This is a genomic window from Labedella populi, assembly GCF_004078655.1.
In the GTDB taxonomy this organism is placed as follows: domain Bacteria; phylum Actinomycetota; class Actinomycetes; order Actinomycetales; family Microbacteriaceae; genus Labedella; species Labedella populi.
This window is the reverse complement of record NZ_RZNC01000004.1, coordinates 275,335-284,919: the sequence shown is the minus strand read 5'-3', so window position 1 is coordinate 284,919 and position 9,585 is coordinate 275,335. Positions and strand designations below refer to the sequence as shown.

Here is a 9,585-nt window from a genome sequence, read left to right as displayed (position 1 = left end):
CTCGTCGACCGCGTGTGCGATCGCGACGCTGAGTGCCGTGCCGTGTTCCCCCATAGGAACAGTGAACACCACACCACCGACATCGTCGCGGGGCCGGCGGCACGGGTGGAAGGCTGTCGTCGATCGGCGTCTGTGGACGACGGCCGCCGGCGATCCCCGGGGTGGGGTCGCACCCGCGTCGTGTCGCTCACGGCCGGCCGATCAGGGGAGGATCGACCTCGCCTCCCGGTCCGTCACCCGCAGCGACCCGGCCGATGGAACCGTGGTGCACGCGTGTGGGGCTCCCATCACACCGGCGACAGTGGATACCTGCGCCTCTACCTGGCTCAGCTGCGCAAGAAGCTCGAGTCGCATCCGTCGGAGCCGCGTCACCTCCTGACCGAGCCGGGGCGCGGGTACCGTCTCGTCACGGACGGCGGCTGATCCCCGCCGGGACCGTGCCGGAAGTCGATCATCCGCCTCCGTTTCCACAAGCGGCGCTCCCGCGCCTCGACGGCCTCGGCGGACGGGTTACGGTGGCGCGGGTGAGAGGAGGTGAGGTTCGTGTCGGACGTGTTCGAACGCCGCCCCGGAGAGGACCGGCTCGAGGTCGAGATCTCCGCCGCGCTCGCAGCGCGCGTGCATCGGCGTGCCCGCGTGAGCGTGTGGAGCGGTCGGATCGCGCTCATGGGCGCCCTCGTGCTCGCGTTCGTCGCCACGGCGGTCATCGTGCTGGAGGCGCGGCGCGGAGCGGTGCCCGTCTTCGGGATCGGGCTGTCGGTGCTCGCCCTCCTCGCGGCCGTGGCCGCCGTCGTCCTGGCCGGCGCGGCTCGTTCGCGGACCCGACGTTTGCTCGCCGCGTCCGCGCCGGAGGGGGGCATCGTGATCGGACTGTCCTCGGAGGGAGTGCACCTCGCACATCTGCCGCTACTCGAATGGTCGGTGGTCACGAGTGTGTGCGTCGCGGACAAGGCCAGCCGCCACGGGCGCGCCGTCACCGTCGGCCTCGCCGTCACCGATGTGGGCGCCACTCGTGCGCGAGTCATCGACGCCCGGCTGACGCACCTCGTGCGCCCGTTCCCGCGTTCGGATCCGCGGTGGCGCCGGACGAACGATCGCCCCGGTTTCCTCACGGTGTCGCTCGGCGATCTGCTCGACGACGCCACGATCGATGAGGCGATCCGTCGTCTGGAGAGCGAGGCGACCTCCCGTGGCATCCCGTTCCACCGTGTGAGCGATGCACGCGACCTCGTCGCCGTCCTCAGCGGCGGCTGAGTCGGCGGTCCTCCTCGCGAGCGGCGCGATCCAGTGCTTGTGTCGTGCCCCGTGCGCTTCTACCATCGGTCACCATCGTGCAGCTTCGCGACGTCCACCGGTCGTTCGCGCCGACGAACGGGGATCGCGTGAGTACGAGTCAGCAATTGTTCCGTCGCAAGCCCATCTCCGCCCCCGCGACCTCTCCGGGCGGCCTGTCCCGGAACCTGAGCGCCTTCCAGCTCACGATGTTCGGGGTCGGTGCGACGGTCGGTACGGGCGTGTTCTTCGTGATGCACGAGGCAGTGCCGGACGCGGGGCCCGCGGTCGTCATCGCGTTCCTGCTCGCGGGCTTGGCCGCCGGGCTCTCCGCCCTCTGCTACGCCGAGATGGCGTCGGCCGTGCCCGTCTCCGGTTCCACGTACTCCTACGCGTACGCGACTCTCGGCGAGATCGTCGCGATGGGGGTCGCGGCGTGTCTGCTCCTCGAATACGGGGTGTCCACCGCAGCGGTGGCCGTCGGCTGGAGCGACTACGTCGACCTGCTGATCTCGAATCTGTTCGGGTTCGGCATCCCGGACGCGCTCGAGGGGGGCCCGTTCGAGGGCGGCGTCATCAACCTGCCCGCCGTCGTGCTCGTCGTGATGTGCGCCGTCCTGCTCATCCGCGGAACCAGCGAGTCGGCCATGGCGAACGCCGTCATGGTGATCATCAAGCTCGCGGTACTCCTCGGGTTCAGCGCCGTGGCGTTCACGGCCTTCAGCGCGGACAACTTCGCGGACTTCGCGCCGAACGGTGTCACCGGGGTCACCGCGGCCGCGGGAACCATCTTCTTCACGTTCATCGGTCTCGACGCCGTCTCGACGGCCGGCGACGAGGTGAAGGATCCGCAGAAGACGCTGCCGCGGGCCCTCATCGCTGCCCTCATCACAGTCGTCGTCATCTATCTGCTCGTCGCGGTCTCGGCCCTCGGGACCCAGCCGTGGCAGACGTTCTCCGATGAGGACCAGGCCGAGGCCGGTCTCGCGAAGATCCTCGAGAACGTCGTCGGTGCCGCGTGGCCGGGCACGATCCTCGCGATCGGAGCCGTGATCTCGATCTTCTCGGTCACCCTCGTGACGATGTACGGGCAGACGCGCATCCTCTTCGCCATCGGGCGCGACGGTCTGCTGCCGCCGATGTTCGCTCGCGTCCACCCCACGCTCCGGACGCCCGTCAACACGACCGTCGTCGTCGCGATCGCGGTCGGTCTCCTCGCCGGTTTCGTGCCGCTCGACAGTCTGTGGGACCTGGTGTCGATCGGCACCCTCGTCGCGTTCATCGTCGTATCGCTCGGTGTCATCGTCTTGCGACGCACCCGGCCGGATCTGCCGCGCGGCTTCCGCGTCCCGGGCTACCCCGTCGTGCCGATCCTCTCGATCCTCGCGTGCCTCTACATCCTGTCCGGACTGCACTGGAGTACGTACGTGTGGTTCCTCGGCTGGCTCCTCGTGGTCCTCGCGTTCTATCTGTTCTGGGGTCGGCGGCACAGCAAGCTCAATCAGACCCTGGTCGGGGAGGTCGATGATCCGGCCGCCGGACCGGCGCCGGGGGGTGCGACCGGACCCGGGCGTATGACCGACGGCGGGGGACGGTCATGACCGTCCTCGTCGGGTTCGCGAATGGTCGGGGCGCTCGCGACGCGCTCGAACTCGGAGTCGCGCTCGCCGACGCGTTCGGCCTCCCTCTCACCGTCGTGACGGCCGCGCGGCGCTCGTGGGGCACCCCCTCCATCTCGCGCGTCGATGCGGAGTTCATCGACTGGTCGCGACGCGCCGCGGACGACGACCTGGCAGCCGCTCGCACGCGGTTGACGGAGTCGGCACCGCAGCACGACGTCACTTTCCGACGTGTCGAGGGGCGATCGGTGCCCGCTGCGCTCGTCCAGGCAGCGCGGGACGAGGACGCGACGGTGATCGTCCTCGGCTCGGCCGCCGACGGCAGCCTCGGCCAGGTCGTGCTGGGGTCGACGGCCGACCGGCTCGTGCACTCGTCGCCGGTGCCCGTCGCGGTCGCGCCGCGCGCCTATCGCGCGCCGAAGGACGGTATCGATCGCTTGACCTTCGCGTGGGCCGGCAACGAGTCGGAGGTGCCCGCGATCGCGCGACTCGTCGCACTCGCCGAGTCCGCGAGTGCACGGGTGCGCATCGTCACGTTCGGGCTGCGGCGTCCCGCGATGTTCCCGCCGGAGGTGGGTCTCGACGCCGAGGAGGAGGTGTTCGTCGCCTGGACCGCCGGCGTGCGCGTGACGTTCGATTCCTTGCGTTCTCGCGGCCTCGTGGGCGACGACGTCGAGACGACGATCGCCGTGGGAGCCGACTGGCGGGCCGCGGTGGATGAGGTCGACTGGGCCCCCGGTGATGTTCTCGTCATCGGCTCGAAGCCGGGAGGGGCGGTCGCGCGCGTATTCATGGGGTCGAGTGCGACGAAGATCGTCCGCCACTCCCCGGTTCCGGTCGTGCTGCTCCCCGCCTGACAGGGGGACGAGTCGACACGTCGCGAGACGGGTCTTGACACCGGTCGCTTGGCCTGATTGGTTAGTTACATGACTAATGAACCAGCGAGGCGATGAATGATGGACGATTCGCGTCCGATCTTCCTGCAGATCGCCGAGCAGGTGGAGAACGACATCATCGAGGGCCGCCTCCCGGAGGAGACCCAGGTGCCGTCGACGAACGAGTTCGCCGCATTCCACCGCATCAATCCGGCGACGGCCGGCAAGGGCGTCAATCGACTCGTCGAAGACGGGGTCATCTACAAGAAACGAGGGATCGGAATGTTCGTCAGCACCGGTGCCCGCGACATGCTCATCGAGCGTCGCCGCGCCCGCTTCCCGGACGAGTTCGTCCGCCCGCTCCTCACGGAGGCAGCCAAGCTCGGCATCTCCGCCACCCAACTCTCGGACATGATCCGTTCGGAAGGACCTGCATCATGAGCACGCACGACACCGGGCCGGTGGTGAGGGCACGCGGCCTCACGAAGACCTATGGCTCCTTCACCGCGCTCGACGCCGTCGACCTGACCTTCGAGGCGAACAGGATCTACGGCCTGCTCGGTCGGAACGGAGCGGGGAAGACCACGGCGATGCAACTGCTCACCGGCCAGATCTTCCCGGACGGCGGCACCGTCGAGGTGTTCGGTCGAACCCCGGCCGAACATGCCGACGTTCTCAGTCGCATCTGCTTCATCGCGGAGTCGCAGAAGTATCCGGACCAGTTCAGACCGAGCCACGTCTTCGCCTCGGCGCCGTGGTTCTTCCCGAACTGGGACGAGGCGCTCGCGGCGGAACTCATCGCCGAGTTCCGAGTGCCCCTCGGCCGTCCCATCAAGAAGCTCTCGCGTGGCCAGTTGTCCGCCGTGGGTGTCATTGTCGGTCTCGCCTCCCGGGCCCCTCTGACCTTCTTCGACGAACCGTACCTCGGTCTCGACGCCGTCGCGCGAGCGACCTTCTACGATCGGCTCCTCGCCGACGTCGCCGAGCATCCGCGCACAATCGTCCTCTCGACGCACCTCATCGATGAGGTCAGCAACCTCATCGAGCACGTCGTGCTCGTCGACCGCGGACGCATCCTCATCGACGCCGATGCCGAGGAGGTGCGCGGCTCGGCGACCACGGTCGTGGGGACCCGCGGCACCGTCGAGGCGTTCGTCACCGGTCGCGACGTGATCGGCCGTGACGGCATCGGCGGTCTCGCGTCCGTCACCTTCACCGGCCCGCTCCACCCCACCGAACGCCGTGAGGCCCGAGAACTCGGTCTCGAGCTCGCCCCCGTGTCGCTCCAGCAACTCGTCGTGCACCTCACGGGCACGGAAATCCCCACAGAGAAGGAGGTCGTCTCGTGACGACAGCGACCCTGGACGGCATCACCGTGCCGCCGCGCAGCCGACGGATCTGGCGCGTCATGAGGCTCCACCTCGCCGCCCCGTCCGTCTTCCTCGGAATCCCCTGGATCATCGTGGGCATGGCGTTCTTCGTGAGCGTCGCGATCGCGGTCCTCATCGCCCTGAACGGGGGCCAGGCGACGGGTCAGCGGTACAGCTGGGCGGTCCTTTCGCCCCAGTGGTACCTCGTGGTCGTCGGCGTTCAGGCCGTCGGGTTGACTTTCCCGTTCGCCCTCGGCTTCGGTGTCACCCGTCGCGACTTCTGGCTCGGCACCGCGGCCCTCTTCACGCTGCTGTCGCTCGTGAATGCGGCCGCGTACACGATCCTGTTGCAGGTGGAGCGGGCGACGGACCATTGGTGGACCGGGACGCACATGTTCGACTCGCTCTGGTACGGCCTCGGACCGTGGTACCACGACTTCTTCTCGACCTTCGCCTTGCAGATGTTCGTCTTCTTCATCGGCGCAGCGACCACGACCCTCTACATGCGGTGGCGCGTCGTCGGCGTGATCGCGGCGTCGGCGGTGGTCGTGGTCCTCCTTCTCGCGGCCGCGGTGGTCGTCACCGCGGTCGACGGATGGTCCGCTCTCGCCGACCTCCTGGCGACGGCGACCATTCCCGGGATCTTCACCGTCGTCCTCGCCACGGCGCTCCTCTGCGCGGTCGGCGGCTACCTCGTCATCAGGAAGGCGACACCGCGGTCCTGACGGCACGGTCCTGAGGGCGCTGTCTGAGGGCGCGGACCTGAGCCCGGGTTCCGACGCGTGCTCACCTCACGGATCCCGGTCGGCTCGCCGCGTCATTCAGCGGCGCAGGTAGCGCGCGCGAGCCCCGAGGTAGATCCCGAATGCGATCAGCCCGGCGGCGATCACGATGAGCAGGGCCACTCCGTACGGTCGGTCTCGGACAGCGCTGAGCGCCCCGTCGAGCCCCCCGGCCCTCTCGGGGTCGGAGACCACGGCTGCGGAGACCAGCAGCCCCGCGACGAGGAGGAACGACACTCCCTTCGCGATGTGCCCGAAGACCCCGACAGCTGTGACGACCGATCCGAGGGCGTCCGGCGGGATCGAGAGGTCCTCGCGGAACGTACGCATCACGCCGCGGACCGCGAAGCCGACGCCGAGAGCTCCCACGAGTCCCGCTGCGACGAGGAGGACGGCTCCGCCCACCGGCGACGAGAGCGCCCATTCGCTGAAGCCTCGCGCGGTCGAATCGCCATCGGAGCGTCCTCCGACCGCCACGAACGCCGCGAGTGCGCCGACGCTCGCGAAACCGACGGCCTTCCCGGCCGCCTTCGTGCCTCGGTAGGCGATCTTCGCAGGGTCGCGTGTGCCGACCCAGGCGGCGTCGGTGAGCTGCCAGAGGGCGAGGCCGCCGAGCCCTGCCGCCGCCGTCCACAAGACGAGGAAGCCGCCCGGGGTTGCGGCGATCGCCGTCAGCACACCGGATTGAGCGGCGTCGCCGCCCGCGCCGAGGGCGACCCCGATCGCGACACCGCCGATGAGGACGTGCAGGGCTCCGTTCGCGACGAGCCCGATGCGGGCTGCGATCCGCACGGCCGGGCTGTCATTGATCTTCTTCGCGCGCCGCTTGATCGCACGACGATGCGGTCCGCTCCCTGTGAACGGGGAGCGGACCGCATCGGCGAGGGCGGCGGTATCGAGGCCGCGACGAGTGCTCAGGACCTCAGCCGGAGTCGCTCCGGCGGTTGATCGGGCGGAACCCGATCAGGCCAGGGGGTCAGACTCGGTCGAGCGCTGCGTGACTCGCTCGTTGGCGGCGGGGTCGACGCGGCTGCGCTCGGTCGTCACGGACTGGCGACGACGCGCGAGCAGGGCGATGCCGATGATCGTGATGACGACCCCGGCTCCCATGAGGAGGTAGCCGACGAGATCGAGGTCGATCCAATCGAGACTGACGTTCAAGGCGAAGGTGAGGATGGCGCCGACGACGAACAGGAAGATTCCGAGCCCGATACTCATGATGGCGTCCTTTCGGTGAGGGATCGGGCACGGAGAGCGCCCGACCGAAGACCACCGTAGGGGAGCGCCGGTCGGATGCAGGGGGGTTGCGGTGCGCCCGCCGACCGCACTCAGTGCCGGATCGACTCCCAGGCGTCGAGCGCGGCGCGTCGAGAGGCGGCGAGATCGACGATCGGATCCGGGTAGTCCGGAGAATCGAGATCGGGGAGCCAACGCGCCACGTAGCCGCCGTTCGCGTCGAACTTCTCGCGCTGGCGTTCCGGGTTGAAGACGCGGAAGAAGGGGGCGGCGTCGGCTCCGCTCCCCGCGACCCATTGCCAGTTGAACGGATTGCTCGCGGGATCGGCGTCGACGAGGGTGTCCCAGAACCACCGCTCGCCGATGCGCCAGTCGATGAGGAGGTTCTTCGTGAGGAATGACGCCACGACCATCCGCACGCGATTGTGCATCGTGCCGGTCCGCCACAGTTCGCGCATGCCGGCGTCGACGAGGGGGATGCCCGTCAGCCCCCGCTCCCACGCCCTCAGCGCGTCTTGGTCGAGAGGTGGCCAGGGGAAGAGGTCGAAGGCGACGCGCCAGTTGCGCTCGTGCAGGTCGGGGCGGGCGTAGAGCGAGTGCCACGCGAACTCGCGCCAGCCGAGCTCCGATCGGAAGGTGCGGGCGGCCTCCGACTGATGATGCGCGACCGCGTGCCAGACCTGCCGCGGGGTGAGCTCGCCCCAGCGGAGGCGCGGCGAGAGGCGCGACGTCTCGTCGACGTCGAGGTGGTCCCGGGAGCGCACGTAGTCGACGAGTCCGGAATCGACGAACTCCAGGAGCCGCTCGTGCGCCGCATCCTCGCCCGGCGTCCATCGCTCGGCGAACTCGGTCGCCCAGTCGGGCGCCGTCGGCCGCAGCTTCCACGAATTGAGCGTCTCTCCGGGCACTTCGGGAGCCCGTCCTGCGGCGGACCCGGGCACGGGGAGGGGCTCGGCGACGGGATGGTGGGCGATCCGGTCGAGGTTCGCACGCCAGAAAGGCGAATAGACGGCGTACGGCGTCCCCGCGCCCGTCTGGATGTCCCACGGCTCGTTCAGGAGGAACCCGGGGAAGCTCGCGACCTCGAGACCCGCGTCCCGGAGGCGCGACGTGATGCGTCCGTCGATGTGGTGCTCGGCGCCGTACCGGCGGTTCCAGAACACCGCGTCGGCCGAGACCTCCTCGACGATGCCGGTCACGACAGCCTCGGCGGGGCCCGCCCGGAGGACGAGGGGGATCCCGAGGCCGCCGAGCCGGTCGGCGAGGACCTCGAGACTGCCGTGGAGCCACCACTTCGCTGCACCGCCCAGGGGCCGGATCTCGTCGCTCACCTCGTCGAGGACGTACACGGCCACGACGGGTCCGCCTCGCCCGACGGCGGCGGTGAGCGCCCCGTTGTCGGCCACGCGGAGGTCGTCGCGGAACCAGACGACGGAGGCGACCGAGGCGGACGGCGTGGTCGAGGGGGCTGCCATCGGGCCAGCCTAGGCGCGGCGGCGCAGACCCGAACTGATGCGGTCCGTCAGGCCCGTGAGGGTTGACAGGTCGTCCTCGTCGAGTTCGAGCGTCATCACGCGAGAGATGACCCTGACATGCTCGAGGGCGACCCGACGGTACAGCGCGTAGCCCTCGTCGGTGAGGCGCACGATCGTGCCGCGACCGTCGTTCGCGTCGGGGCACTTGCCGACGAGTCCACGCTTCGTGAGCTTGTCGACGAGGCGCGAGACGCTCGGCTGGCTGATGAGCACGAGGTCGTTGATGTCGCGCAGTCGTGCGCTGCGGTCCGGCTGGGTCGAGAGATTGAACAGCACGTCGTACTCGTTGAGCGAAAGCAGGTGGGTGGGGAACTCGGCGGCGAGCGCGCGCATGACTCCGACCTGGGCTCGGAACAGCGACTCCCAAGCGGTCACCGCCGCAGACGTCGAAGCCATGAGTGCGTCTCCTTTCGCTGCGACCAGCCTACGGTTCCGTTGAAGCACTCCCGGGTCGGCGGGCCGCGTCGGTGGAGACGGGTCGGGGCGAGTGACGTGTCACCGCGTCTCGCGGCCGATTCGCTACCGGTCGCGGGTCAGGCGGCGGTACAGGGCGACGAGCCCGGCCGCCGCCGTGCCGAGTCCGGCGAGCACGAGGACGAGTCCGAGGAGCACGGGCGCGATCCCCTCGCCGACGACGGTCGGGGAGCCGACGAGCCCGAGGATCACGAGCAGGAGGCCGGCCGCGAGCAGCAGGAGTCCGAGCCCGAATGCAACGGCGCCGCCGGCGTCGCGGAGCAGCGAGACGCCGCTCTCGTCGTCGGTCCGGCTCGGTCTCGTCATGACTCCACGCTACGCGAGACCTCGGCGTCCGTCCTGCTGGGAGTCCGGTCCACGTTGGGGCGGAGGCAGGTGAGGGCCGGTCGCGAGAGGCTTCGCGACCGGCCCATCCCTTTGCA

The 9,585-nt window shown here is 69.6% G+C and carries 11 protein-coding genes and 1 pseudogene; 7 read left to right on the top strand and 5 right to left on the bottom strand.

The window, feature by feature from the left end; all coding sequences use genetic code 11:
- Positions 1 to 273: 273 nt before the first annotated feature.
- The 7 genes and pseudogenes from ELQ92_RS16635 to ELQ92_RS12815 form a co-directional block, all read left to right on the top strand.
- Positions 274 to 423 (top strand): annotated as a pseudogene (locus ELQ92_RS16635) (winged helix-turn-helix domain-containing protein); the annotation flags it as partial.
- A gap of 120 nt (positions 424 to 543) precedes the next feature.
- Positions 544 to 1,254 (top strand): hypothetical protein, encoded by a 711-nt coding sequence (locus ELQ92_RS12840; RefSeq protein ID WP_128499586.1) that lies wholly within the window; start codon positions 544 to 546, stop codon positions 1,252 to 1,254.
- 128 nt (positions 1,255 to 1,382) lie between these two features.
- Positions 1,383 to 2,873, top strand: coding sequence for an amino acid permease (locus tag ELQ92_RS12835; protein ID WP_208004372.1), 1,491 nt, complete (start codon positions 1,383 to 1,385; stop codon positions 2,871 to 2,873).
- Positions 2,870 to 3,748 (top strand): universal stress protein, encoded by an 879-nt coding sequence (locus tag ELQ92_RS12830; RefSeq protein ID WP_128499584.1) that lies wholly within the window; start codon positions 2,870 to 2,872, stop codon positions 3,746 to 3,748. The genes ELQ92_RS12835 and ELQ92_RS12830 overlap by 4 nt, the downstream gene beginning before the upstream one ends.
- 96 nt (positions 3,749 to 3,844) lie before the next feature.
- Positions 3,845 to 4,207: a GntR family transcriptional regulator gene (locus tag ELQ92_RS12825; protein WP_128499582.1), complete on the top strand. Its 363-nt coding sequence runs from the start codon at positions 3,845 to 3,847 to the stop codon at positions 4,205 to 4,207.
- On the top strand, positions 4,204 to 5,115 hold the full coding sequence (locus ELQ92_RS12820) for an ABC transporter ATP-binding protein (RefSeq protein WP_128499580.1): 912 nt from the start codon (positions 4,204 to 4,206) through the stop codon (positions 5,113 to 5,115). The genes ELQ92_RS12825 and ELQ92_RS12820 overlap by 4 nt, the downstream gene beginning before the upstream one ends.
- Positions 5,112 to 5,861: a hypothetical protein gene (locus ELQ92_RS12815; protein WP_128499578.1), complete on the top strand. Its 750-nt coding sequence runs from the start codon at positions 5,112 to 5,114 to the stop codon at positions 5,859 to 5,861. The genes ELQ92_RS12820 and ELQ92_RS12815 overlap by 4 nt, the downstream gene beginning before the upstream one ends.
- 96 nt (positions 5,862 to 5,957) lie before the next feature.
- On the opposite strand, the gene ELQ92_RS12810 is transcribed toward ELQ92_RS12815, so the two are convergent.
- The 5 genes from ELQ92_RS12810 to ELQ92_RS12790 all read right to left on the bottom strand — a co-directional run bounded on the left by ELQ92_RS12810 (position 5,958) and on the right by ELQ92_RS12790 (position 9,469).
- A complete protein-coding gene (locus tag ELQ92_RS12810; protein ID WP_128499576.1) occupies positions 5,958 to 6,710 on the bottom strand; it encodes a DUF1206 domain-containing protein in 753 nt (250 codons plus the stop codon).
- A 171-nt stretch (positions 6,711 to 6,881) separates the two neighbouring features.
- Positions 6,882 to 7,136, bottom strand: a complete 255-nt coding sequence (locus ELQ92_RS12805; RefSeq protein ID WP_128499574.1) for a DUF6458 family protein — start codon at positions 7,134 to 7,136, stop codon at positions 6,882 to 6,884.
- 110 nt (positions 7,137 to 7,246) lie between these two features.
- Complete coding sequence (locus ELQ92_RS12800; protein ID WP_128499572.1) at positions 7,247 to 8,629, bottom strand: cryptochrome/photolyase family protein; 1,383 nt, start codon at positions 8,627 to 8,629, stop codon at positions 7,247 to 7,249.
- Positions 8,630 to 8,638: 9 nt separating this feature from the next.
- Positions 8,639 to 9,085 carry a MarR family winged helix-turn-helix transcriptional regulator gene (locus ELQ92_RS12795; RefSeq protein ID WP_128499570.1) on the bottom strand — a complete coding sequence of 149 codons (447 nt, stop codon included), beginning with the start codon at positions 9,083 to 9,085 and terminating at the stop codon, positions 8,639 to 8,641.
- A gap of 123 nt (positions 9,086 to 9,208) precedes the next feature.
- On the bottom strand, positions 9,209 to 9,469 hold the full coding sequence (locus tag ELQ92_RS12790; RefSeq protein WP_128499568.1) for a hypothetical protein: 261 nt from the start codon (positions 9,467 to 9,469) through the stop codon (positions 9,209 to 9,211).
- Between the last annotated feature and the right edge of the window lie 116 nt (positions 9,470 to 9,585).

Bases quoted from the DNA above. Each gene is read 5' to 3' on its own strand.
- ELQ92_RS12830 (WP_128499584.1), top strand. From the start codon at position 2,870: ATGACCGTCCTCGTCGGGTTCGCGAATGGTCGGGGCGCTCGCGACGCG.
- ELQ92_RS12825 (WP_128499582.1), top strand. From the start codon at position 3,845: ATGATGGACGATTCGCGTCCGATCTTCCTGCAGATCGCCGAGCAGGTG.
- ELQ92_RS12820 (WP_128499580.1), top strand. From the start codon at position 4,204: ATGAGCACGCACGACACCGGGCCGGTGGTGAGGGCACGCGGCCTCACG.
- ELQ92_RS12805 (WP_128499574.1), bottom strand. From the start codon at position 7,136: ATGAGTATCGGGCTCGGAATCTTCCTGTTCGTCGTCGGCGCCATCCTC.
- ELQ92_RS12800 (WP_128499572.1), bottom strand. From the start codon at position 8,629: ATGGCAGCCCCCTCGACCACGCCGTCCGCCTCGGTCGCCTCCGTCGTC.
- ELQ92_RS12795 (WP_128499570.1), bottom strand. From the start codon at position 9,085: ATGGCTTCGACGTCTGCGGCGGTGACCGCTTGGGAGTCGCTGTTCCGA.
- ELQ92_RS12790 (WP_128499568.1), bottom strand. From the start codon at position 9,469: ATGACGAGACCGAGCCGGACCGACGACGAGAGCGGCGTCTCGCTGCTC.